We start from the raw sequence: 23061 nt of genomic DNA on the forward strand, positions 1-23061 counted from the left end.
TTTGCAACTCGGACCTCACTATACTGGAACCGCATTCCACTGAATGAGGATCCGAGCCACAGGCTCGAACCAGCGAAAAAAGCATGCGGTAATTCAGGCTGTCTGAAGGAAGCAGGAGGGAGGGGCTTATCGCTCAGCCGCTGGCATTGGCAGAGGCGAAGCAACTTTCTATTGTTTGGAAAAGATGAAGAAAATGTAGTACTTGAAGAGCGCATTTCTCCTTCTCTTACCCCTTAGCCCTTCTCATCATGCAGACTTTATTATTCTTCAATATTGGTGGCGCTGAGATCATTTTGCTTCTTTTTATCTTGCTCTCTGCTGCCTTATGGCTTTGGGCGCTGGTAGAGGTAATCCGGAGTGATTTCAGGCGCGATGTAGACAAGATTGTCTGGATTCTAATACTTGTGTTCGGATCGCTGCTGGGAGCACCGGCCTATTTTGCCCTGGGCCGTAGGCAGCGCATCCAGGGTAGCTAACGGGCTTTCGGATTTCAACTTCCAGCCTTGGCAGATAGTAAAGGGGTGCAGCCGCCTCTTTTTCTATATGCAGCCTAGCCAGAGTACATCTACCGGCAGTTTTCTTAGGCCAGCAGGGAGTATTCGTCATCACTGGTTTCCGGTCACAAAGCCCCCCTGGCCATGCCCCGGTTGGCAGCCCGGACCTGATACAGCAACACAACGGCCAGGCCAAACAGCAATACAGCCATCATCTGGTGCAGTACGCCCAGCAGCAGGGGAACCTGCAGCAGCAGGGTTAAGATGCCCAGCACGATCTGTACGCCCAGCACCAGCAGCAGCCAACTGGCCAGCGTTTGCAGGGGGGCGCTGCTGGTTGCTTTTCTGAGGGAATAGGCCAGTCCCAGGGCTACCGCCAGCACCCCAAAGGCAAACCAGCGGTGGATGAACTGTACCAGCACCCCATTTTCCAGCAGGTCCATGGGGGCGCTAAAGGCATGGGCCGGCAGCCACTGATCGCCCATGAGCGGAAAGGTATTGTAGGAGAAGCCGGATTTGAGCCCGGCCACAAAAGCGCCCAGTATAATTTGCATACTGATCAGCACCAGCAGCAGTCCCGCAAGGGGGTAGAAGCGGCCAGATCGGCTGGCAGCGGCCGGACGGGGCTTCAGATCCTCAAGGGTCCAGAGCAGCAGGCCAATGAGCAGCAGGGCCAGGCTCAGATGGGCCGCCAGCCGGTAATGGCTCACATGGGGCAGCTCTACCAGACCGCTTTTCACCATCAGCCAGCCCATGCCCCCCTGCAGGGCTCCCACCAGTAGGATCAGCAGCAGCCGCCTGATCAGGAGCCTGGAAAGCATGCACCGCCATAGAAAGTAAACAAAAGGCAGCAGAAAGACCAGCCCGATCAGGCGACCCAAAAAGCGGTGAATGTACTCCCACCAGAAAATGCCCTTAAAGTCCTGCAGGCTCATGGCAAAGTTGATCTTCTGGTATTCGGGGAATTGCTTGTAGCTCTCAAAAGCCTGTTGCCACTCTGTTTGGTTAAGCGGAGGGAGCGTGCCCGAGATCAGCTTCCACTCCACAATGGACAGGCCGGAGCCGGTAAGGCGCGTAATGCCCCCAATGGCAATCATCAGGGAAATAAGCCCAATGCCCGACCACAGCCAGACTTTTATCAGTGTAGGGTGAGTTGTATGCAGCATGGTAATAAACCTGCCAAAAAAGCAAAAAAGGGGGCTGCAAAAGCAGAAGTGAAATCAGGCCCCAAGCTGATTTTGCTCATTGTTTCTGCCGCCGGTCTGCCGGACGTAGGGAAAATAAAAGGGGCACCCAACCCTTTGGCGGGCAGGCCTGTCATGAAAGAAAGTTCGCCCTATGAAAAGATACCTCTATCTACTTGCTGGCCTGCTGCTGATGGCCGGATGCCAGCCCAAAGATGAATTCCAGACCAGTCCGCTACGGGGCAGTTGGGTAGAAGTGGCGCCTCACTTCGGGCATGCCTCCAGCATTTCCTTTATTTCCGCAGATGAAGCGCTTGTCAATTACTGGACAGGAGATGGCTACGAAAAACACCCCTACACCTATCGGCTAGATGAGCAGGGCGCCGTAGTGCTTACGTCTAAGGGGTATGGCTCGCAGTTCAGAGGTGTGTTCAATGAGGCCGGCGATATGGGCATCGAATGCTTTTACCCCTGCATTCCCGAGTATCCACCTGTTACGCTATTCCGTAAGGGCGAGTAGAAGAACTTAGCTAAAAAGTTGATTCACCAGGTAGGCGGCCAGGTAAGCAAGGCCCGTCATGTACACCAGCTGCAGCAGCGGCGCCCACCAGTAGGGCGACTGGCGCAGCAGCGTGCCGGCCAGGTGAAAATACTGCATGGCAAAGGCATAAAAGACCAGTAGTGAAATCACCATAGGGGGGATGGCCGAGCCGTTTTGCGGGTACAGCTGCCGGATGCGCGCCAGCAGGCTCTTTTCCTGCTGCTCGGGCGCCTGGCTGGAGATAGTGGCCAGGCTGCCGATAAAGGCTTCCCGGGCGGCAAAGGAGCTTAGTACCGCCAGGCCAATGTTGCCATCAAAGCCCAGGGGCTTAACCACAGGGGCAATCAGGTGGCCGATATGCCCGGCCAGGCTTTCCTGCTCGCCCAGCTCGGCTTTCAGCTCCAGCTTGCCCGGCTCAAGGCCGGCATGGGGTGCCTTGTCGGCATCGCCACCGGAAACTACCACGGTTTGCAGGTGCAGCAGCAGCCAGATAAAAGCCGAGACCGGCAGCACCACCCGCAGGCTGCGCATGCCTATTTCGGTAAGGTTCACCCCTACAATGTGGCGGATATCCCGCCAGTAGGGGCGGCTAAAATAGGGAAGCTCCATCACAAAGCTTTCTTCGGCCCGGGCCCGCACCAGCAGTTTCAGCACCCAGGAGGAGACCACCGCCGCCACAAAGCTAAAGCCGTACATGGCCAGCAACACCAGTCCCTGCACACTCAGCAGGCCCCAGCTGCCCGCCGGCACAAACAGCCCGATCAGCAAAATATAGACCGGCAGCCGCGGCGAACAGTTTACCAGCGGGGCCACAAAGATCTGCTTGCTGCGCTCCCGCCAGCTGCGGCAGCTTCCCCTGGCCAGCAGGGCGGGCATAGAGCAGGCCGCCGTACTCAGCAGCGGCAGGGCGCTGCGGCCATTGAGGCCAAAGCGGCGCATCAGCTTGTCCATCAGCAGCATAATGCGGGTCATGTAGCCGCTTTCTTCCAGCAGGGCCATCAGGGTAAAGAACACCACCAAATGGGGTACAAACAGCAGCACGCCCCCCAGGCTGGGAAGCACACTGGTCGTCAGCAGGCTGTTGAACCAGCCCTGCGGCAGGCTGGTTTGCAGCCCTGTGGTAAGACCACTCCACAGGCCGTCCAGCAACCCCAGCGGAATATTGCCCAGCCAGAACACCAACTGAAACAACAGCAGCAGCAAGCCGGCAAAAATGGCATAGCCCCAGCCCGGATGGGTCAGGTAGGCATCAAAAGTATTGAGCAGCTGGGTGGCCCTGTTGGCCCGCAGCTGGCGGCTGGCGCGGGCCAGAATCTGGTAAATATGCTGGTAGCGCCCTATGGTTTCCTTGGCCTGCAGCTCTTCACTGTTGAACTGGTGGCGGCTGCGCACGCTGCTGAGCCACGCCTGATCGTCGGCAGAGACCTGCTCGCTGATACCCCCCTGCTGCAGCAGCTGGTAGGCGCTGTAGTTGTTGCTGAGGGCAAAATGCTGCTTTACCTCTTCCAGGGCCCTGGGCGCCAGGGGGTATACATCAAAGAAAGGCTCGGTTTCGCGGCGAACAGGGTTGGTCAGCACGTATTTCAGCTTCTCCAGTCCTTCGCCGGCCCGGGCATTGATGGGGATCACCTTTACGCCCAGCAGCTCCTGCAGCCGCTCTACCTGCAGGCTGATGCCGGCCTGGCGGGCAACATCCAGCATGTTCAGGGCCAGCACCATGGGAATGCCCAGGTCCCGCACCTGCGAAAAGAGCAGCAGGTTGCGCTTTAGGTTAGCGGCATCGGCTATAAAGACCAGGATATCGGGAAAGAAGGGGCTGGAGGGGTTGTTGAGTACCTCCAGGGCGGTTTTTTCTTCGGCGCAGCGGGCATACAGGCTGTAGGTACCCGGCAGGTCAATGATCTGGGCTGTAATGTACTCGTCGAGCCGGCACAGGCCGGTTCGCTTTTCGATGGTCACCCCCGGAAAATTGCCGACCTTTTGATGCAAGCCCGTAAGCTGGTTAAAAAGGCTGGATTTACCGGAGTTGGGATTGCCAATTAAGGCGATCTTGGGATTGGATTTTACGGGCATAAGAACCTAGTCTACCAGCGCAAGGCATTGTGCCTCTTCCACCCGCAGGGACAGATCATGTCCGCCCACGGTAATGCATAGTGGATCACCCGGTAATTTCAGGCAAACGGGAGTTCCGGGCAGGCAGCCCATCTCCAGCAGCTTCAGGTACAGGCTGTCGGGGCGCAGGGCGCCAAGGATGGCATGCTCCCCCAGCTTTAGATCAGATACGTTTCGTGCGTGCTTATGGTCTACTTTCATACTTTCGTAAAAAGCGTTGCAAATTTCTGCCAGCTGCAGCAATAAAACAACTGTCGGGCAATATTTCTGCAACATCGCGGCAGCGGCGCAAGTTCTTCATTTTGAAGCAAAAGCAGCTTCTATCTTACATTCAGGAATTAAATGCAGTGAAATGAAAAAGAATAGCACTACCGGAGAGCGGGCTAAGAAATCTTCTTCTGAAAAAGAAAATAATACAATCGTTCAGAAAAATAAAGAAAACAAGCAGGATGCCCGGCAGGATGCCCGGCAGGATGCCCAGCAGGATGCCCGCCAGAGAGCCCAGCAGGATGCCCAGCAGGATGCCCCGCAGGATGCCGCACAGCAGGCATCGCAGGCCGCCGGGGCCGAACAGCAACAGGGCCGCACCCTGCAGGCAGAGGAGGAGGAAGGCGAAGAGAACCGTTTTGGCGGGCTTAGGGGTGGCGACAATTTCCGCAAGAACCTGGGCTGCGGAGGCTAGGCTGGCAGCAAATAGCTGATTTTACCTACACCGGCATCCCTATATAACCGGCCCTACCGCCTGCACTAGGCCGAATAAAATACCCGTTTTACCCGCTCGCTAACGCTGGTGAGAATCTCGTAGGGGATGGTGCCTATCTCGCCGGCCAGCTGGGTAATGGGACGCTCGGGGCCAAATACAATCACTTCATCCCCCTCCTGCACATCCAGGCCGCTTACATCCACCATGGTCATGTCCATGCATACCCGGCCCACCACCGGGGCCAGCGCACCCCCGATCAGCACTTTGCCCACCCCATTGCTAAAGCGCCGGTCAAAACCATCGGCATAACCAATGGCAATGGTGGCCAGCTGCATGTTCTGGCGGGCGGCCTGGCTGCGGCTGTAGCCTACCGTTTCGCCCTCGGGAATCTGCTTAACCTGCGATACGGTAGTTTTAAGCGTGCTGATGGGGTGCAGGGACCGCTGCTCCATGCCGTTTACTTCGGCGCCATACAGGCCTATGCCCAGCCGCACCATATCAAACTGGTACTCGGGAAAGCGCAGAATACCGGCTGAGTTCAGCAGGTGCAGCAGGGGGCGGTAGCTCAGAGCTTCGGCAAGCTGCTCGTAATAGTCCCGCAGGCGCTGGGCCTGCAGCTGGGAAAAGTCGTTGAACTCGGCACTGTCGGCCCCGGCCAGGTGGCTGAAGAGGGAGGCTACTTCTATAGGGGGGCGTGCCAGGCGCAGGCTGGCCCGCAGCAGCTCCATCAGTTCGGGCAGGTCGGCCCTGCTGAAGCCCAGGCGGTGCATGCCGGTATCCATTTTGAGGTGCACGCGGGCCTGCTTGCGGTGGGTCTTGAGGTAGTGCAGAAAGGCTTTGAGCTGCGAGAGGCTGTAGAGCTCGGGCTCCAGTTCCCACTCCAGCAGGCTGGCAAAGGTTTCTTCAGCCGCATTCATCACCATAATGGGCAGCGTAATGCCGGCCTGCCGCAGGCTGATGCCCTCATCGGGGTAGGCCACCGCCAGGTAATCCACATGCTGGTATTGCAGCAGATGGGCTACCTCATGGCTGCCGCTGCCATAGGCAAAGGCTTTTACCATCACCATGGTTTTGGTGCCGGGCTTCAGGCGGCTGCGGTAAAAGTTCAGGTTATGCGCCAGGGCATCCAGGTCTATCTCCAGCACGGTGCCGTGCACCTTCTGCTGCAGGCGGCTTACCAGGCGCTCAAAGCCAAAGGGACGGGCGCCCTTGATCAGCACCAGCTCCCGGCTGATCTGCCGCTCGGGATGCTCCTGCAGCAGGGCTTCGGTACTGTCATAATAGGCCGTCTGGCCAATGGACGCAAACAGGGGAGCCGCCCGGCTAATGGCGGGCCCTACCCCTATGAGGCGCCCTACCTGGTGCATCTGCAGCAGCTCGGCTACGCGGGTGTAGAGCTCCCCTTCGGCCAGGCCGCTCTGAAGCAGGTCGGAGAGGATTACGGTCTTTTTGCGCAGGTGCTTTTGCTGCTGCAGAAACTCCAGCGCCACCTGCAGGCCGGCCAGGTCATTGTTATAGGCATCATCCAGCAGGTAGCTGCCGTTTACCCCCTGCTTTAGCTCCAGGCGCATGGCGGGCAGGGCCAGCTGGCTCAGCTGCTTCTGCAGCTCGCTGTGGGCATAGCCCTGGCTGTGCAGAAAGAAGAGGCAGTGCAGTGCATTTTCAATGGAAGCGCTATCACGGAAGGGCAGGCGGTAGCTATGTTCGCCCGCCGGGGTGTGCAGCTGCAGCAGGCTGTCGCGCTGGCGGCGTACCACCCCTGCCCGCCAGGGGCCCTCTGTTTCCAGCTGACTCCAGCCAATAAGGGTTTTGTGCGCATACTGCTGCTGCAGGTGGGCATGGATGGGGGCGTGGTCCCGGCAATAAATTATAGTATGAGCATCGGTAAAGAGCAGGGCTTTTTCAGCCACCTTTTCTTCCAGCGAGGCAAAGCCCCGGCTGTGGGCCGGGCCTATGTTGGTAAACAGGCCCAGGGTAGGGGCCAGCACCTGCTGCAGGGCGCGCATTTCGCCGAGTTGGGAGATGCCGGCCTCAAAAATACCGATGCTGTGCTGCTCGTGCAGCTGCCAGACCGAGAGGGCAACGCCGATCTGGGAGTTGTAACTTTTTGGGCTGCGCACTACCTGCTCGCTGGCCGGCAGCAGGCTGCTGAGCCATTCTTTTACAATGGTTTTGCCATTGGAGCCGGTAATGGCCAGCAGCGGCAGGCTAAACTGCCGGCGGTGCCAGCCGGCCAGCTGCTGCAGGGCGGCCAGGCTGTCGGGCACCTGCAGAATGCTGGCCTCAGGCATGGGTTCCCTGGGAGCTTGCTCCAGCACAAAGCAGCGGATACCCCCCTGGTAGGCCTGCTGCAGGTAGCGGTGGCCATCCTGCTGCTGGCCTTTAAGGGCAAAAAAGGTGGCGCCCGGGCTCACCACCAGCTTGCGGCTGTCAAAGAGCAGGTAGCTCAGGGGAGTATCGGCCGGCAGCTGGAGCAGGGTGCCTCCGCAAACCGAGGGCAGTTTTGAGAAAAGGATCATAGGGGATAGGATCAGTGCAGGTGGCTTCCATTGGGTACCGGGCTGCCGGGACCGGCCAGTACAATATGGCCCGCGGCATCGGAAAACCCGGTTACCAGTACCTCGGAGCGAAAGCCGGCAATTTTTATGGGTTCAAAGTTAACAACGCAAAGTACCTGCTTTCCGATCAGGTGCTCGGGGGTATAATGGTGGGTGATCTGAGCGCTTGACTGGCGAATGCCCAGCTCGGGCCCCAGGTCAATCCAGAGCTTGATGGCGGGCTTGCGGGCCTCGGGAAAGGGGGCGGCTTCCTGTACGGTGCCTACCCGAAGATCTATTTTTTGAAAGTCCTGTACAGAAATTTTTTCTTTCATGTGCAACCAGTCCTGGGGAATATACATCTAATGTGTAAGGCGGTCAAAAGCTATATTAACAAATATTAACAAAGCTATTTGCCCTACCCTATTGAAGCAAAGCTAAATTTTAATAACTTTACCCAAAATTGTTTCATTATGAAAGCTCCATCTCTCCTTCGGCAATTTTGGGCGGCCTGTTTTGTATGCGGAATACTGATGGCGGCAACTGGCATTAGCTATGCCAGCGGATGTACAAACGGTACCAATGGCAAGGCTGAAGCGGTTCAGCAGAAAGAGATCCAGCTTCAGCAGGAAGACTCGGCTCCGAAGAAAAAGACCGAGGCCACAGCCGTACCACTGCCAGCGCCGCAGCGGGAAAACCCTGCTCAGAAGGTAGATACCAAAACTCCTGAGGTGAAGAAAGAAGGCGGTAGCACTACCTCCTTTAGCTTTCTGTTCTATCTTTTCTATAAGGGCAATTTTGCCGAAACCACCAACAATGCCATTCGCAGCTCACTGAGCACCTTTATTCAGCGCATTTTAGAATAATGCCGCAACCGGCCCCATTTCCATATAGTAATTGAAAAGGCTGCCCAGGGGCAGCCTTTTTCTGTATCAGACATGTTGTGTAAACCGCTCCAGGTCTTTGAGCTTGAGCTTATCTTCATAAAATGCCCGGTTGAAGATAACACCCCAAACGCCAATGTCCTGCAGGCGCTCAATATCCTCAATGGTGCTGATGCCGCCGCTGGCCAGAATGCAGATGCCGGGGTAGCGCTCAATGAGGTGCTTGTACAGATCAATGGAAGGACCACTCAGTTCGCCATCGCGGGAGATATCAGTGGTTTTTACATATTTAAGGCCCCGCTCGTAGAAGTAGCCGATATGATCGGCCACATCGATCTCGGTGGTTTTGGCCCAGCCCCGGATAGCGATTTTGCCATTGAGGGCATCGGCTCCCAGGGTGATTTTTTCCCGGCCGTAGGAGATGAGCCAGGAGGTAAAGAGCTCTTTGCGGCTTACGGCAATGGAGGCCGCCGTAATGTAGCTGGCGCCGTACTCATAGGCCTTGCTGATATCGCCATCGGTGGTAATACCACCCGAAAAATCAATCTGCAGCTTGGTGTAACCGGCTATGGTTTCGAGTACCCCATAATTTACCGGGCGGCCCCGGCGGGCACCTTCCAGGTCAACCATGTGGATCTGCTCGATGCCATGGTCTTCAAATTTTTGAGCTACCTCCAGGGGGTTTACATCATATTTGGTGACCTTGTTGAAGTTGCTCTTGTCAACATGGACGCACTGCCCTTTGATCACCGCTATAGATGGTACAATTTTTATCATAAAATCCTGAATAAGAGTAATAAGGATGGACGGCCGGGCAGCTGGCTAAAAAAGTGGCGGATTACCTGCAGCTGCTGCCGATCGTTTTGGCCCCTTGTTTAACGTCTGCTCATCAATTTAGGCAAAATCATCCAACTCTACAAGTTTAAATCCCTCGCCGCGCACACTCAGAATCTGCAGGCGGGCATCTTGCCGCAGCAGTTTGCGCAACTTGGTAATGTACACATCCATGCTGCGGGCATTAAAGTAACTGTCGTTGTGCCAGATGGCATTAAGGGCTTCGGAGCGGTCCAGGGTCTGGCCCTTGCGCTCGGCCAGCATTTTCAGCAGGGCGGTTTCCTTGGCGGTAAGGGATTGGCTTTCGCCTTCCAGGCGCAGCTCGTGCTGCTGGGGAATAAACACATAGCGGCCCAGCTGCAGAGGCCCCTCAGGAGCAGTATAGGCGCCTGCAGCACCGCGCTGGCTGCGCCGCAAAATGGCCTGTATGCGTAGCAGCAGCTCTTCCAGGCTAAAGGGCTTGGTCACATAATCATCGGCCCCCAGCTGAAAACCCTTCAGGGTATCTTCCTTCAGGCTCTTGGCGGTTAAAAAAATGAGGGGCACCTCCTGGTTTCGCGCCCGGATCTTTTCGGCCAGGCTAAAGCCATCCAGCTGGGGCAGCATCACATCCAGCAGGCACAGATCGGGCGTTTCCTGCTACAAACAGCTCCAGCCCCTGCAGGCCGGTGGTGGCCAGCCGGGTCTGGTAGCCTTTTACCTGCAGGTACTCCTGCAGGATCTGCCCCAGGTTGGGATCATCTTCTACTACCAGAATGCTAGCGTTTTGCATGGGGCTGGGGGGATAGGGGGAGGGTTACGGTAAACTGGCTGCCGGCGCCGGGCCTGCTCTGCACACCGATGGTGCCGCCGTGGGCTTCGGTGCTGTAGCGCACAAAGGCCAGCCCCAGGCCAAAGCCCTTAACATTGTGCAGGTTGCCGGTGGGTACGCGGTAAAAAGTATCGAAGATCTTTTCCTGGTTTTCCCGGCTAATGCCGATGCCGGTATCACTTACCTGTATGGCCAGGGCAGGCTGGCCCTGCAGGCGGGTGGTGCTGGTCTGCACCCTGATCTGGGGGGCGCCTTCGGAGTATTTAATGCTGTTTTCCAGCAGGTTGTTCAGAATGCCGGTCAGCTGCAGGCGATCGGCCTGCAGCAGGGGGGTATCAGCTTCCAGCTGCAGGTGTATAGCGCCCCCTCGGGCAGCTGCAGGCGGTAGATGTCGGCTACTTCTTCAATGAGTGTGTGAGCATCGACCGGCTCCAGCTTCAGGCTGGGTTTCTGCCGCTCCAGGCGGGCGATCTGCAGTACTTTTTCCACCTGCTGGCCCAGGCGCCGGTTTTCCTGTCGGATAATGCCCAGGTAGCGCTCCAGAATATTGGGCTGGCGCAGCAGGTCGGGATCGGCCAGGGCCTCGCAGGCCATGCTTACGGTGGCAATAGGAGTCTTTAGCTCATGGGTCATGTTGTTGACAAAATCGCTCTTCATCTCGCTGAGCTTTTTCTGCCGCAAAATGGTCTGTACTGCATACCCAAAGCAGCCCATCACAATCAGGATCAGCAGGCCCGAAGAGGCCAGCGTAGCCCCCATGCGGCTCAGCAGGTAGCGGGTCTGGTTGGGAAAGTATACGCTCAGGTAGCTGTTGGAGCGAAAGATGTCGTTGGGGAAAAGGGCTGCCTGGTAGAGGCTGGCCGTATCGGTAAGCACCCGGGCGCTCTGGTAGACCAGCTGTTTGTGAGGACCTTCCACTACTGCCCAGTGATAATCGGCATCTACCCCGCGCTGGCGCAGGGCCTGCTGCAGCAGGGTGTCGATCTGCAGGGAATCAATGCGTTTTTTTAGCGAAAGGGCCTCGGTGCGGAACTGGCGCATGTAAAAATTATCCATCTGCTGCCGCTCGTAGAGGCGGTCCTGCAGGGCCTTGCTAACTTCCTGATAGGCCTGGGCCTCTGCAGGGCTGGGGCGCCGGTCTCCGGACGCTTGTGGGCGCCACACCACCTGCCCGTTCTCTACTTTAACCCGGGAGCGTACCGAATCTATGGGGATAAGCGCAATGGTATTGCCGGAATCCAGCGGCAGGGGAGCCACATGGCCCCCCTCCTGCGGGCCGGGCAGGCTGCGGTAGACCGTGCCGGCGGGCATCTCAGCCCTGCCCTGAGCCTGGGCCGGCGGCAGTTTGGTTACCGCTATCTGATTGCCCCATATTCTGATATCGCTTTGCCGGTAGGTGAAGCGGATCACCTCCTGCTTCTCCAGCTTCTGACTTACCTCTACCAGGGCCTCCTGCACATGGCGGGCCAGCTCCTCTTCCTTAAGCTGTACGGCAGCCCGTATCCAGTAGAGCTGAAAGAAGATCAGGCCCAGCATGGCCAGGCTCATCACAAGGCTTAAGAGAAGTACGTTGGTTCGTGTCATTGCTTAACGCTAAAATAAGGTGAATGCGGCGCATTCGTTAGCCTTTAACATACTTTAACGTTCGTTAACAGCGCCTTAACATCCCCGTATAGGTGCTTTTGGTACATTTGGTAAAACGAACCAAACACCAATTAGTATGAAAAACAGCCTACTGCTATGGATAGTAACACTGGCCCTGGGGGTCTGCGTTCAGGAGGCGGCCGCTCAGCAGGCGCCCGCCAAAAAAAGCTATAAGATCATCATTCAGGAAAAAGGGGAAGAAGCCCAGGTCTTTGAGTACAACAGCCTGGAGGAACTGCGGGCCGACCCCCGCCTGAAAGATAAGCGCCTGCCCGGCTTTGAGGAGGGGGATGGCCGGTTCTTTCTGGATCGGGATGCACAGGATCATCCCTTTGTGCTGCGGGCCGATAAGCTCATGATGCTGCGTGATTCGCTCAGCACTACCCCTTTCCGGCGGTATCTGAGCATTCCGGAGGGAGCGGAAATCCAGGGTAGCCGGCACTTTTTCCGCTCTGACTCAGGCGCGGTGATCCGGGGCGATGTGTTTAAGCGGCTGGAAGAGCTGGACATTCACATGCCCGATGTAGAAAAGATACAGGTGTACCGGCTGAGTGAAGACTCCCTTGTAGGGGGCCAGCTTTCAGAAGAGCTGCGCAGCCTGCTGAAGGAGCGGCAGGGCGCCCTGGGTGAACAGGAGCGGGTCCTGATCTTTCGCCTGCGGGAGGGCGCTGAGCGGCCTGCCCTGCCTGAGGCACCCAGCCTGCCCGCCCCTCCGGCCCTGCCCGATGCCGAGCTGCGGCGCCTGCCGGAACCAGAGCGCAAAGGGGAATGGCTGGAAGAGCTCTCGGTTTACCCCAACCCCAGCAGCACCCAGCTGAATGTGCGCTTGCAGTCGGCTACACCCGGCCCGGCCCTGCTGCGCCTGATCGACAGCAGCGGCAGGGTGGTGCATGAAGAGCAGCTGCCCGATGCGGGCCTGCTTATTAAAAAGGTGTTGCCCGTGCCCCAGGGCAAAAAAGGGGTCTACCTGCTGCAGCTCAAGCAGGGCAACAGCACCCATACCCATCGGGTACTGCTTCAGTAAATCCATCCAATTTCTTCATACACAGGAGTAAAGGTCCGGCAGGCTTGCCGGACTTTTTTTTGGCCCCCTGCTGCATTCTCCGCCCGGGCATATGTTTATTCGTATTTTTCCCCCTTACTTTGCAGCATGGAACTGAAAGGAAACGACTATTATATCCAGGGGCTACAGGTGCAGCAGCTGTGCGACGAATTTGGCACCCCCCTGTACCTCTATGATGCCGATAAGATAAAAGCGCAGCTGGACAAGCTGCAGGAGGCCTTTGGGGGCTTTCCGGTACGGTTTAAATATGCCGCCAAGGCCCTTACCAACATCAGCATCCTGAAGCTGATGCGCCACTATGGCCTGGGGCTGGATGTGGTATCCATACAGGAGGCCATGCTGGGCCTTAAGGCGGGCTATCCGGCTAAGGATATTCTCTATACGCCCAATTGCGTATCGTTTGAAGAAATTCAGATGGCCGTAGAAATGGGGGTGATGATCAACATTGATAACATCAGCATCCTGGAGCAGTTTGGCCACCAGTACGGCGGCTCGGTGCCCATTTGCATTCGGCTGAACCCGCACATTATGGCCGGGGGCAATACCAAGATCTCTACCGGCCACATCGACAGCAAGTTTGGCATATCGGTGCTGCAGATGCGCCACCTGCTACGCGTGGTAAAGACCAATGGCATTAAGGTAGTAGGCCTGCATGTACACACCGGCTCCGATATTCTGGATGCCGAGGTGTTTTTGCGCGGCGCCCAGATTGTGTTTGATGCCGCCCGGGAGTTTGAGGAGTTGCAGTTTCTGGATTTTGGCAGCGGCTTTAAGGTGCCCTACCGCCATGATGATGCCACCACCGACCTGCGCCAGGTGGGCAGCCGCCTGAAGGAGGCCGTAGCGGGCTTTACCAAAGACTATGGGCGGGAGGTGGAGATCTGGTTTGAGCCGGGTAAGTACCTGGTAAGCGAGGCCGGCTACCTGCTGGTACGCACCAACGTGATCAAGACCACGCCGGCTACGGTATTTGCAGGGGTAGATAGTGGCATGAACCACCTGATCCGCCCCATGATGTATGATGCCTACCACGACATGTTTAACCTGAGCAACCCCAATGGGATTCAGCGGGTCTACACCGTAGTGGGCTATATCTGCGAGACTGATACCCTGGGCTGGGACCGCAAACTAAACGAGCTGAAGGAAGGGGATATCATCGCCATCAAAAATGCCGGCGCCTATGGCTACAGCATGTCCAGCAACTACAACAGCCGCTTTCGCCCGGCCGAGGTGCTGGTATACGAGGGCAAGGCGCACCTGATTCGCCGCAGAGAGACCCTGGACGACCTGTTGAGAAATCAGCAGGAGGTAGAATTTTAGGGCCTGTAGGGCCTGTCCCCGAGCCCGCTACTCCCCGGTAGCGGGCTTTTTTGCGTTTAGCGCCGCAGGCGCGGGCCAAAGCGGATCACCATCCAGACAATCAGCAGCAGAATAAAGACCCAGCCGGGAATCTGGCCGGCCAGCAGCGTTTCGTTCAGCACCAGCAGCAGCAGGGCTATCAGCAGCACAATGATGGCATTAAGGGGGTATTTCATGCAGCGAAGAAGAGGTGTGGAGCCGAAAGATACACAAAAGTGCCCAATGTGGCAGCCTTGCCGGGGCATCTCTCCGCTTACTCGATCTTGCTGGTCTGGCGCACAATGCGGTGAATGACCCGGTCTAGCTCCCGGGTGGTTTTGGTCAGGTAGCCGAACCACTCCTTGTTTTCCAGGCTTAGCTGGTCTTCATTCACCAGCTGGGTAATGCCCAGAATGGTGGCCACCGGCCGGCGGATCTCGTGCGAGTAAAGCGAGGCTATTTCGCTCAGGTGCTCATACTGGCGTTGCTGCTTGTCGATGTTGGTGGAGTTAAAGGCTACCCCAATCACTTTTTGGTCAGGATCATAGACCGGAAAATATTTGACCAGAAACCAGAGCGCCAGGCCTGGTTTAAAGGCCAGCTTGATCTTTGTCTCTACCGGTATGCCGCTCAGGGCGCTCTGAAAGTGCCGCACAAAGTCTTCTTCCGTGCCCGGCAGCACATACTCCAGGATATTTTGCCCCACGGCCAGCTCCCGGTTGTCGTAAAACTTGCGCATGCTCTCCTGGGCCATTTTATTAAAGGAGATCACCCGGTAGTCGGCATCGATGAGAATGTTGATATCGGAGGTGCTGTTGAGGATGGCTGTAAGCTTGGTGTTGGTATCGCGCACCTGATCTTCGGCCAGTTTCTTATCGGTCACATCCTTAAACAGAATGGTGAGGCCCTCCTCTGAGGGGTAGGCCGTTATCTCATACCACTGCCCGCTTTGGGGCCGGTAATCCTGAAACATTACCGATATCCCCTCCCGCATGGCCTTTTTATAAGCAGCCGGATAGTTGTAGTCCTCGGTATCGGGATAAAGGTCCCAGAAGCATTTGCCGACCAGCTCTTCCCGGCAGAAGCCTATTTTCTTTTCGGCCACGGCATTTACCTTTACAAAGCGCCAGTCGTGGTCCAGCAGCAGAAAGCCATCGGTGATGGTTTCCAGAATGGTATCGATCTTTCGGGCGTACTCCTGGGTCTGGCGCTGGGCCAGTTCAGAGTCGGTAATGTCATAGCCAATGCAGCAGAGCTCGCTAACGGCCCCGCTGAGGTCCTGTACGGCAGAGATCTCCCAGTGCGACCAGGCGGTGCCTCCCTGTCCATCGGGCTTGCGCAGGCGGGCGGTAAATACTTTGTTGGGGTTGCTCAGGCATTTGCGGATCAGCTCATGGCTTTTGGGATATCTTCCTCAAAAATGGAGCAATCGTGGTGCATGCCCACAAAATTAGGGGTGATAAACCCATAGCGCTGTGCAAACAGGGGGTTTACATAGGTGTAGAACCCATCGGGACTAAGGCACACCAGGTAAAAGGTGGGGGAGTTAACCAGATGCCGGTAGGTGCTGCTGATAAGGGTTTCGCCTTCCATACGATAAACAGGGGGCGCCTAGCCTGCATCCCGGGAATAAGCTGTCCCGGGCAGTAGCGCATAAGGTAAGATAGCGCAATTTTTTAGGATTTCACAGCGCGGGCCAGCAGAATCCAATAGGGGCATGCAGAAATAATCCAACAGGGGCCTTTCAAAGGCAGCAGCACCCCATGCAGCGCTTACAAGCACCGTAGGGGTTTCCAGGGCTACAAGAGGCTGACTGCTTAGCGTTTTTTGGCTTCGTACAGAAGCTTGCCTTCCTTATCCCACTCCTGCTGGATAAAAGCTGTCTGCTGCTCCCAGGGAGTAGGGGGGTACTGCACCACCCGCTTACGCTTCTGCTTGGGGCCGGCATAATACTCGGTCCAGGTACCTACCTTCTGATCAAAGCGGTATTCGCCCCGCACGGCCAGGCGGCCATCTTCAAAAAAGTAAAAATAGTTTCCTTCCTTTTTACCGTACTCAATGGGAATCACTTCCCGAATCTTCTGGTGGTTGGCATCCCAGTAGGTGATCTTGGAGTCTTTGGGCCAGCCGCGGAAGTATTTTTCCTTTCCGTCCAGCACGTAGTAGTCGTACATTTTGCGGTAGGTGGTCCAGCGGCCATGCTTGGTGCCTTTGTAGATGATGCCTTCTTCAATCACCTGTCCATCACGGGTAAGCTTGTAGGGACCGTGCAGCAGCATGCCTTTGTCGGGGGTAGGGGTGCCGCCAATCTTTACCGTTTTGCTTTTGTACTCGTACCAGTAGATGTCGCGCACATAGGGGTCTGGCTCTTCCCACTCCCGCAGCAGGTGAAAGAGCTGGATCTTTTCCGCATCGCCATAGCCGGTCTTGGAGAAGCCTTTGCGCGTCTTGATGTCGTAAAACACATTCTTCTTCCGCTTCTTCTCCGGGATCTCTTCCTCTCCCTTCTCCTCGTCTTCGTCAAAATCAATGGTAAGGGGCTTATCGGTTACCAGCGAGCCGGTAGCCGTAGTGTCGGTTTGGGCCGACAGGGGCTGCTGTAGCACCAACAGCAAGGGGAGCAGAAAAGCAGGGATCAGGTAGTGTTTCATGCCAAAAGAGTAACGCAGAAGCGGCGGCCTTGGTATAGCTAGAGCTACCCGCCGGGCCTTGTAGTGCAAAATAGGAGTTTTCTCCGATTTTATAAACAAGCCTGGGGATAAGGCGGCAGCCGCTTCCTGAGTTTCAAATTCTCAACCCTAACAGCGATGGACTAAAAATAATTCTTGCCGGGGGCAATGATTGGAGAGGGGGGTGTTGGTGAAAACACTAACACATTGGGGAGTGCCTAACGTCCGTTGAATAAAGCAGGCGACCTTCCCGGCCTTTGCCGAACCTACGCTAGGATAGACAATAGCACTGTCAATGACTGAATGCGCTGGGGGAGCTTGCTTTATTCTGTTATTATGGTTCGTTTATTTATTTTATTATTTCCAGGATCTGGGCTTCCTCGGATTGGAGGAAGTTGCGAATAGCTACTACATTTTTGTTTATCAGTTCAGTGATGGATTTGGTCGTTAGGTTTCCCGTCTTTAGCCATATGATTTTTGGAGGAAACCCTTTCAGCACATTCAGATCCACAAAGTCAGAGTCAAAGGTCACTACTGCATAATCGTTTGCCTTGGCATAAAAGAAGATCTCTAAATCCGAAGCATTCTCCAGTCCCAGATGTCGCACCTGCTTTGTGCCTGGAAAAGTCTCCTCAAGCTGCTTTGCAATCTTGGGAGATATATTCTGGTCGAACAGTAGGGTCAAGATGCAATCCGAAGCTTATGTTCTTTATCAGCAGCAAAAGCAAGGCAAGCATTAATCATTTCCTCGTTGAGCTCTTCAAAGTCAGCCATGATTTCCGCTTTTGACATTCCATTAGAGAGCCAGTTGAGTACATCATATACCGTTATTCTGGTTCCCTTAATTGTGGGTCTACCGAATCTTTTGTCAGTTCTTATTTCTATGTAGTCCTGGTAATTCATATCCCAATATACTCAAAAGTTGGCTACCATGTTCCGACTCAATGAACCCTCACAACTGGGTATCCGCTACAGTAGCTATTTTTTTTGCTATAGTTTAGGCCTAACATAAAGCTTGCGAGGCTGAAATCCTATCCCCTTGTTGGTGTTTTCACCAACAAGCCTCTAAAGCCACCTGCTACCAGCGGCTTGGTGATGGGAGAGGGCTCGGTGAAGTTGTTGGTGAAAACACCAACAACAGGAACGACCGCTGCCTTGTGCCAGGCGGTTTGGCAGGGAAGGGGTAACAAAAAGGCCGGAGGATGCAGGGCCTCCGGCTTTGAGATACGATGGGATAGGTATCGACCTTACTTCGCCAGTAGCTCGGTGCTGCGGCGGATAAAGTCGGTGAGGGCGGCGCCCTGTAGCATGTCCTGGCTCAACAGGGCCAGATCATAGGCCTGGCGGGCCAGGGCTTTCTGCTTGTCGGCATCCTGCTCGCCGGCCAGCTTGCCGATCAGGGGGTGGTTGGCATTTACAGTCAGCTGGTAGCTGTCGGGCATCTGGCCAAAGGCCATTCCCTATTATTCGCCCACAAGGCTTAAAATTTTTGCTAGAATTTTTTCAGATATTCTAAAATCGGTCTGCTGTAGTTGCTCAAGGAGTGGCGTCAGCCTATCTACATGCCCTTTGTGCTTTGCTTTAACCAGTATGCCCAGGCTGCCCGTTGTCTGTAGGTTTAAAGATTTGGCAACCTTTCTTGCTTTAAGATCATCGATTACGACTACTGATTCTGGTACCTCAAGGCCCAAAGCTATTGCACTGGACTCTCCTACTCCAAGTATCTGTTCAAGGATAGTTTGATATGACTGATTTGCAACTTTCCTGATAAGAATCCAGTCCGGCAGTTGCTTGCCATACTCCGAAGCTACTTCTGGTGTCACATAGATAGAACTGTAACACAGCCTAAGGAGATCAAGCTGATTGATTTTATCATAGAGAATCAAGCAACTCGTATCACAAATAATCAGCTCAGGCATTTTCTATATCAGACAGCAGATCTTCCTCGGACTGGCTGAATAGAGAAAATCCGAACTTACCCAGTATTTCTATAAATGCTCGTTTTGAAAGCCCAGCCAAATCAGCAGCCTGCCCAAGAGATAGCCTTTCTCTTTCATAGAGTTCACCAGCCAGGATGATCTTCAGCTCTGGCTCATTGATATCTATGTTGTCCGGTATATTCAAACTTACTGTCCGCATGTGTTAGCGTCTTTAACATTCATAATCTTAATATACGAACTTTAGTTTCTATTCTGCTCCAGAACCATGCTTGATGAAGTGTACTTACTTTGCCAGCAGAAAACTAAATACCCACTACTACACTCTACCGAAGCTGCTTTTTTTACTTGGGCATAACCGCTGTTTACTTGAGTCCAACTACTGAAAAACAGCTGTCATAGCTTTTTTTGCTCTAGTTTAGGCCTAACATAAAGCTTGCGAGGCTGAAATCCTATCCCCTTGTTGGTGTTTTCACCAACAAGCCTCTAAAGCCACCTGCTACCAGCGGCCTGGTGATGGGAGAGGTACTCGGTGAAGTTGTTGGTGAAAACAGCTTGCGAGGCTGAAATCCTATCCCCTTGTTGGTGTTTTCACCAACAAGCCTCTAAAGCCACCTGCTGCCAGCGGCCTGGTGATGAGAGAGGGCTCACCCCTTTGGTGAAGTTGTTGGTGAAAACACCAACAACAGGAACGGTCGCTGCAGTGGGCCAGACGGTTTGGAAGGGAGTGGATAAAAAAAGCCGGAGGTTGTAGGGCCTCCGGCTTTGGGATACGATGGGAAGGGTATCGCCCTTACTTCGCCAGTAGCTCGGTGCTGCGGCGGATAAAGTCGGTGAGGGCGGCGCCCTGCAGCATGTCCTGGCTCAACAGGGCCAGGTCGTAGGCCTGGCGGGCCAGGGCTTTCTGCTTGTCGGCATCCTGCTCGCCGGCCAGTTTGCCAATCAGGGGGTGGTTGGCATTTACAGTCAGCTGGTAGCTGTCGGGCATCTGGCCAAAGGCCATTCCCTGCATCATGCTCATGTCCTTCATGCGGCGCATAAACTCGGGCATGGTCAGGGTTACGGGCAGCTCGTCGGGGGCCATGGGGCTTACCTGCACGGTCTTGCTCTTGTCGCCCACGGTTTCCTCAAATACCCCCTTCACCTGCTCTTCCTGCTCCTTGCTCAATACGCTCTCCAGCTTCTCGTCTTTTTCAATCAGCTTGTCGATGGTGTCGGCATCTACGCGCTTAAGGGAGGTTTTTTCCAGCTTGCGCTCCAGCAGGTTCACAAAGTGGCTGTCCAGGGGAGAGCCCAGCTCCAGCACATCGTAGGCGCGGCGCCTGGCCGACTGCACATAGGCATCCTGCTGGCCGGGATGGGTGGTGTAGAGCCATACCTGATCGCCTTTTTTGTCGGTTTGGTTGGCCTTAATCTGCTCACCATACTCGGGCATGGTGTAGTACTTGCCCTCGGTGCTTTTCAGCAGGGAGAAATCCTTGGCACGGTCGTAGAACTTGTCGTCGGTGATCATGCCGTATTTTACGAACAGGCCAATATCGTCCCACTTCTTCTCGTAGGCGGCGCGGTCTTTCTTAAAGAGCTCCTGCAGCTTGTCGGCCACTTTTTTGGTGATGTGGCTGTTGATCTTCTTTACGTTGCTGTCGGCCTGCAGGAAGCTGCGGCTTACGTTCAGCGGAATATCGGGCGAGTCGATCACCCCGTGCAGCAGCTGCAGGAATTCAGGCACAATGTCTTTTACCTCATCGGTAATGAACACCTGGCGGCTGTAGAGCTGGATCTTGTTTTTCTGTACCTCAAAATCATTCTGCAGCTTGGGGAAGTACAGAATGCCGGTAAGGGTAAAGGGATAGTCTACATTGAGGTGGATCCAGAACAGGGGGTCCGGCGCAAAGGGGTAGAGCTCTTTGTAAAACTTCTGGTAGTCCTCGTCGGTAAGCTCGGAGGGCTGGCGGGTCCAGAGGGGTTTGGTCTCATTGATCTGCTCGGGCTGACTTTGTTTTGGCTCCTCACCCTCTTTTTCGGCAGGGGCTTTCTCGCCGCTGTCGAAGTACACGGGGATGGGCAGGAATTTGCCGTATTTTTCCAGGATGCTGCGCAGGCGGTAGGACTCCAGAAACTCCTCGCTGTCCTTGTTCACATAGAGCACCACATCGGTACCCCGCTCGGCCTTCTGGGCAGGGGTGATCTCAAACTCGGTATTGCCGGTGCAGGACCAGCGGGCGGCCTCGGCGCCTTCCTTAAAGGAGCGGGTGATGATCTCTACCCGATCGGCCACCATAAAGGAGGAGTAGAAGCCCAGACCAAAACGTCCGATGATGTTTTTGGCATCGCCCTCCTCCTTGTATTTCTCGATGAATTCGGTGGCGCCGCTAAAGGCGATCTGGTTGATGTACTTTTTGATCTCCTCGGCGGTCATGCCAATGCCATTGTCACTTACGGTAATGGTTTTGGCCTCCTTGTTCAGCCGTACCGTAACCTTCAGCTCGCCTACCTCGCCGGGCACTTCGCCCAGTTGTGACAGTTTTTGTAATTTCTGGCAGGCATCTACGCCATTGCTCACCAGTTCCCGCAAAAAGATCTCATGGTCGGAGTAGAGAAATTTTTTGATGATGGGGAAAATGTTCTCGGTATGAATGGAGATAGTTCCTTTTTCCTGCATAGCCGTTTAATTTTTTAAAGTTTTGCTGCTCTCTCTTTTTCAAAAAACTGTTCCGCACGGGGCAAAGTGCCAAAAAGTGACACTTTGGCAGGGGTGTACTATCTGCTCCCAATCTGCTTTTTTTTTCCCCTGCTAACCTTATTACTTCGCTAATCGGAGGTAGTCATTCCATCAGTCATGTTTACGCAAATTAGCACCTTTCTTTCCTGGGTTTCGGAGCTGGGCATACGCCCGGACTATTCCCTGGGTAAGAAGAAGTATATGAAGCTTGTAAACCAGCTCAGTTTGCTGGTAGCGGCTATTTCATTGCTGTTTGTGTTTGTTCCCTACCCGCAGGAGCCCCTGGTGCTGTCGCTGGTAAAATGGGCCGCACCCCTGGCCCTGCTGGGCGCTCCGCTGCTCAACTGGCTGGGCCACCCCAAGCTGGCCAAAACGGGCTTTTACCTGCTGCTAAACGGCTATTGCTTTATGATTGGCCTGTATGGGGGCAACTCCAGCGGAGGGCACCTGTTCTTTATTCCCATCATCTTTGGCTCGGCCCTGGTGTTTGATATGCGCAAGATCGGCCAGCGCCTGTGGGTGCTTACCGTACCCCTTTGCACCATCCTGAGCCTGTGGGTGCTGGACAGTTCCTTTGCGCCCGATGCAGTAAGGTTTGCCGCCGATTTGCACCAAACCTATATTCTGAACTACCTGATTACGGTCCTGGCCTCCTTTCTGCTGGCCTACCTGTACTTTCGGGTGACCAGCCAGCAGCAGCGCCAGCTCTCGGCTGTGATTCACCAGCTGGGCGATCTGAATGCCACGCTGACCGAAAAAGAACGCTCCCTGCAGCACCACCTGCAGTACTCCGATATGCTGCTGGAAAACCTGCAGGCCAGCAAAGATTACTTTCAGTCGGTGATCCAGAATGCCAACGACATTATCTGCATTACCGATGGCAAGGGGCTGATCAAATACCTGACCCCTTCCTTCTACCGCCTTACCGGCTTTAGGGCCGAAGAGATGCGCAATGCGGCCATCTTCGACTACATCCATCCCAATGACCTGGGCTACTGCCAGGAGCGTTTCTTTTTGCGGGTAGCAAACAGCAGCCCCCGCCAAACGGCCATGTTCCGCTGCAAAAAAGCCGATGGCACCTACCTCTTTCTGGAAGCCAACGGCAACAACCTGCTGGACAATAAGGCTGTGGGCGGTATTGTGATCAACGCCCGGGACGTAACCGAGCGGGTGCTGTTTGAGCAGCAGCTCATGCGCAAGGAAGCCAACATGCGCAGCATTCTGGACAACAGCCCGCTTACCATCTGGCTGGTAGATCAGGAATACCACCTGCTGGATTACAACAAGGCCTTTTCCTACCGCATCCAGCAGAGCTTTGGCATTCGCCTCTCCCGCGGTATTAAGCTCTCGGAGGTGTTTCCGCAGGAGGTGGTAGAGCTCTGGAAGCAACGCTATGCAGCCGCCCTGGCTGGCAAGCGGGAGGTGTATTACGAGTCGATGGAAGTAGATGGGGAAGACCGCATCTTTCAGGTGCGGGTATACCCGGTGCTGAAAGAGGGCGAGCTGGCCCGCTTTACCGTACTGGCCGAAGACATTACGCTGCAAAAGCAGGCCGAGCAGGCGCTGATCCAGGCCAAGGAAAAGCTGA

Annotated in this window: 28 protein-coding genes; 8 read left to right on the forward strand and 20 right to left on the reverse strand. The window is 55.2% G+C overall.

What is annotated here, in order from left to right; genetic code table 11:
* A partial coding sequence (locus ADICEAN_RS23290) for a hypothetical protein (RefSeq protein ID WP_236612912.1) occupies positions 1–237 on the forward strand: 237 nt, incomplete at its 5' end.
* 11 nt (positions 238–248) lie between these two features.
* Entirely contained in the window at positions 249–476 is a 228-nt protein-coding gene (locus ADICEAN_RS13065; protein ID WP_009196090.1) for a PLD nuclease N-terminal domain-containing protein, read from the forward strand.
* A 143-nt stretch (positions 477–619) separates the two neighbouring features.
* Here the strand turns inward: ADICEAN_RS13065 and ADICEAN_RS13070 are convergent, their stop codons facing one another.
* Positions 620–1660 (reverse strand): COX15/CtaA family protein, encoded by a 1041-nt coding sequence (locus ADICEAN_RS13070; protein WP_009196091.1) that lies wholly within the window; start codon positions 1658–1660, stop codon positions 620–622.
* Positions 1661–1832: 172 nt separating this feature from the next.
* Between ADICEAN_RS13070 and ADICEAN_RS13075 the strand changes: the two genes are divergently transcribed.
* The gene (locus ADICEAN_RS13075; RefSeq protein WP_009196092.1) at positions 1833–2198 is read left to right on the forward strand and encodes a hypothetical protein; all 366 of its coding nucleotides are present in this window, start codon (positions 1833–1835) and stop codon (positions 2196–2198) included.
* Positions 2199–2204: 6 nt separating this feature from the next.
* On the opposite strand, the gene feoB is transcribed toward ADICEAN_RS13075, so the two are convergent.
* Both feoB and ADICEAN_RS13085 read right to left on the reverse strand, forming a co-directional pair.
* Entirely contained in the window at positions 2205–4292 is a 2088-nt protein-coding gene (feoB, locus tag ADICEAN_RS13080; RefSeq protein WP_009196093.1) for a ferrous iron transport protein B, read from the reverse strand.
* A 6-nt stretch (positions 4293–4298) separates the two neighbouring features.
* Positions 4299–4532, reverse strand: coding sequence for a FeoA family protein (locus tag ADICEAN_RS13085; protein WP_009196094.1), 234 nt, complete (start codon positions 4530–4532; stop codon positions 4299–4301).
* Positions 4533–4683: 151 nt separating this feature from the next.
* Between ADICEAN_RS13085 and ADICEAN_RS22685 the strand changes: the two genes are divergently transcribed.
* The gene (locus tag ADICEAN_RS22685; protein ID WP_009196095.1) at positions 4684–5013 is read left to right on the forward strand and encodes a hypothetical protein; all 330 of its coding nucleotides are present in this window, start codon (positions 4684–4686) and stop codon (positions 5011–5013) included.
* 65 nt (positions 5014–5078) lie between these two features.
* On the opposite strand, the gene ADICEAN_RS13095 is transcribed toward ADICEAN_RS22685, so the two are convergent.
* Both ADICEAN_RS13095 and ADICEAN_RS13100 read right to left on the reverse strand, forming a co-directional pair.
* Entirely contained in the window at positions 5079–7553 is a 2475-nt protein-coding gene (locus tag ADICEAN_RS13095) for a bifunctional UDP-N-acetylmuramoyl-tripeptide:D-alanyl-D-alanine ligase/alanine racemase (RefSeq protein ID WP_009196096.1), read from the reverse strand.
* Between the two features lie 11 nt (positions 7554–7564).
* Positions 7565–7906 carry a tRNA-binding protein gene (locus tag ADICEAN_RS13100; protein ID WP_040397168.1) on the reverse strand — a complete coding sequence of 114 codons (342 nt, stop codon included), beginning with the start codon at positions 7904–7906 and terminating at the stop codon, positions 7565–7567.
* A 138-nt stretch (positions 7907–8044) separates the two neighbouring features.
* On the opposite strand from ADICEAN_RS13100, the gene ADICEAN_RS13105 reads away from it, so the two are divergent.
* On the forward strand, positions 8045–8437 hold the full coding sequence (locus ADICEAN_RS13105; RefSeq protein WP_161622708.1) for a hypothetical protein: 393 nt from the start codon (positions 8045–8047) through the stop codon (positions 8435–8437).
* 66 nt (positions 8438–8503) lie between these two features.
* Here ADICEAN_RS13105 and ADICEAN_RS13110 read toward each other — a convergent pair whose 3' ends face one another.
* From ADICEAN_RS13110 to ADICEAN_RS21310, 5 genes are all read right to left on the reverse strand, one after another.
* Complete coding sequence (locus ADICEAN_RS13110; RefSeq protein WP_009196099.1) at positions 8504–9232, reverse strand: 1-(5-phosphoribosyl)-5-[(5-phosphoribosylamino)methylideneamino]imidazole-4-carboxamide isomerase; 729 nt, start codon at positions 9230–9232, stop codon at positions 8504–8506.
* Between the two features lie 117 nt (positions 9233–9349).
* Positions 9350–9895, reverse strand: a complete 546-nt coding sequence (locus tag ADICEAN_RS13115; RefSeq protein ID WP_009196100.1) for a response regulator transcription factor — start codon at positions 9893–9895, stop codon at positions 9350–9352.
* Positions 9870–10061, reverse strand: a complete 192-nt coding sequence (locus tag ADICEAN_RS23720; protein WP_009196101.1) for a response regulator — start codon at positions 10059–10061, stop codon at positions 9870–9872. Before ADICEAN_RS23720 ends, ADICEAN_RS13115 begins: the two co-directional genes overlap by 26 nt.
* The gene (locus tag ADICEAN_RS21305) at positions 10048–10458 is read right to left on the reverse strand and encodes a sensor histidine kinase (RefSeq protein ID WP_083879731.1); all 411 of its coding nucleotides are present in this window, start codon (positions 10456–10458) and stop codon (positions 10048–10050) included. The genes ADICEAN_RS23720 and ADICEAN_RS21305 overlap by 14 nt, the downstream gene beginning before the upstream one ends.
* On the reverse strand, positions 10401–11684 hold the full coding sequence (locus ADICEAN_RS21310) for a histidine kinase dimerization/phospho-acceptor domain-containing protein (RefSeq protein WP_009196103.1): 1284 nt from the start codon (positions 11682–11684) through the stop codon (positions 10401–10403). The genes ADICEAN_RS21305 and ADICEAN_RS21310 overlap by 58 nt, the downstream gene beginning before the upstream one ends.
* 136 nt (positions 11685–11820) lie before the next feature.
* Here ADICEAN_RS21310 and ADICEAN_RS13125 point away from each other — a divergent pair, with 136 nt between their 5' ends.
* Both ADICEAN_RS13125 and lysA read left to right on the forward strand, forming a co-directional pair.
* Complete coding sequence (locus ADICEAN_RS13125) at positions 11821–12768, forward strand: T9SS type A sorting domain-containing protein (RefSeq protein WP_009196104.1); 948 nt, start codon at positions 11821–11823, stop codon at positions 12766–12768.
* 126 nt (positions 12769–12894) lie between these two features.
* Positions 12895–14127: a diaminopimelate decarboxylase gene (gene lysA, locus ADICEAN_RS13130; RefSeq protein ID WP_009196105.1), complete on the forward strand. Its 1233-nt coding sequence runs from the start codon at positions 12895–12897 to the stop codon at positions 14125–14127.
* Positions 14128–14183: 56 nt separating this feature from the next.
* On the opposite strand, the gene ADICEAN_RS22905 is transcribed toward lysA, so the two are convergent.
* The 10 genes from ADICEAN_RS22905 to htpG form a co-directional block, all read right to left on the reverse strand.
* Complete coding sequence (locus ADICEAN_RS22905; RefSeq protein WP_009196106.1) at positions 14184–14342, reverse strand: hypothetical protein; 159 nt, start codon at positions 14340–14342, stop codon at positions 14184–14186.
* Between the two features lie 77 nt (positions 14343–14419).
* A complete protein-coding gene (locus ADICEAN_RS13135; protein WP_316928526.1) occupies positions 14420–15535 on the reverse strand; it encodes a PAS domain-containing protein in 1116 nt (371 codons plus the stop codon).
* The gene (locus ADICEAN_RS13140) at positions 15532–15738 is read right to left on the reverse strand and encodes a hypothetical protein (RefSeq protein ID WP_009196108.1); all 207 of its coding nucleotides are present in this window, start codon (positions 15736–15738) and stop codon (positions 15532–15534) included. Before ADICEAN_RS13140 ends, ADICEAN_RS13135 begins: the two co-directional genes overlap by 4 nt.
* Before the next feature lie 224 nt (positions 15739–15962).
* Positions 15963–16796 carry a toxin-antitoxin system YwqK family antitoxin gene (locus ADICEAN_RS13145; protein WP_009196109.1) on the reverse strand — a complete coding sequence of 278 codons (834 nt, stop codon included), beginning with the start codon at positions 16794–16796 and terminating at the stop codon, positions 15963–15965.
* A 367-nt stretch (positions 16797–17163) separates the two neighbouring features.
* Positions 17164–17499: a DUF5615 family PIN-like protein gene (locus tag ADICEAN_RS13150; RefSeq protein WP_009196110.1), complete on the reverse strand. Its 336-nt coding sequence runs from the start codon at positions 17497–17499 to the stop codon at positions 17164–17166.
* Positions 17496–17717 carry a DUF433 domain-containing protein gene (locus ADICEAN_RS13155; protein WP_009196111.1) on the reverse strand — a complete coding sequence of 74 codons (222 nt, stop codon included), beginning with the start codon at positions 17715–17717 and terminating at the stop codon, positions 17496–17498. Before ADICEAN_RS13155 ends, ADICEAN_RS13150 begins: the two co-directional genes overlap by 4 nt.
* Before the next feature lie 344 nt (positions 17718–18061).
* Positions 18062–18271, reverse strand: coding sequence for a hypothetical protein (locus tag ADICEAN_RS13160; protein ID WP_009196112.1), 210 nt, complete (start codon positions 18269–18271; stop codon positions 18062–18064).
* Positions 18272–18277: 6 nt separating this feature from the next.
* The gene (locus ADICEAN_RS13165; protein WP_236612913.1) at positions 18278–18637 is read right to left on the reverse strand and encodes a DUF3368 domain-containing protein; all 360 of its coding nucleotides are present in this window, start codon (positions 18635–18637) and stop codon (positions 18278–18280) included.
* 88 nt (positions 18638–18725) lie between these two features.
* Positions 18726–18953, reverse strand: coding sequence for a UPF0175 family protein (locus ADICEAN_RS13170; RefSeq protein WP_009196114.1), 228 nt, complete (start codon positions 18951–18953; stop codon positions 18726–18728).
* A gap of 591 nt (positions 18954–19544) precedes the next feature.
* The gene (htpG, locus tag ADICEAN_RS13175) at positions 19545–21413 is read right to left on the reverse strand and encodes a molecular chaperone HtpG (RefSeq protein WP_009196115.1); all 1869 of its coding nucleotides are present in this window, start codon (positions 21411–21413) and stop codon (positions 19545–19547) included.
* Between the two features lie 177 nt (positions 21414–21590).
* Between htpG and ADICEAN_RS13180 the strand changes: the two genes are divergently transcribed.
* The coding region (locus ADICEAN_RS13180) for a PAS domain-containing protein (RefSeq protein WP_040397164.1) at positions 21591–23061 on the forward strand (1471 nt) is incomplete at its 3' end.

This window comes from Cesiribacter andamanensis AMV16 (assembly GCF_000348925.1).
In the GTDB taxonomy this organism is placed as follows: domain Bacteria; phylum Bacteroidota; class Bacteroidia; order Cytophagales; family Cyclobacteriaceae; genus Cesiribacter; species Cesiribacter andamanensis.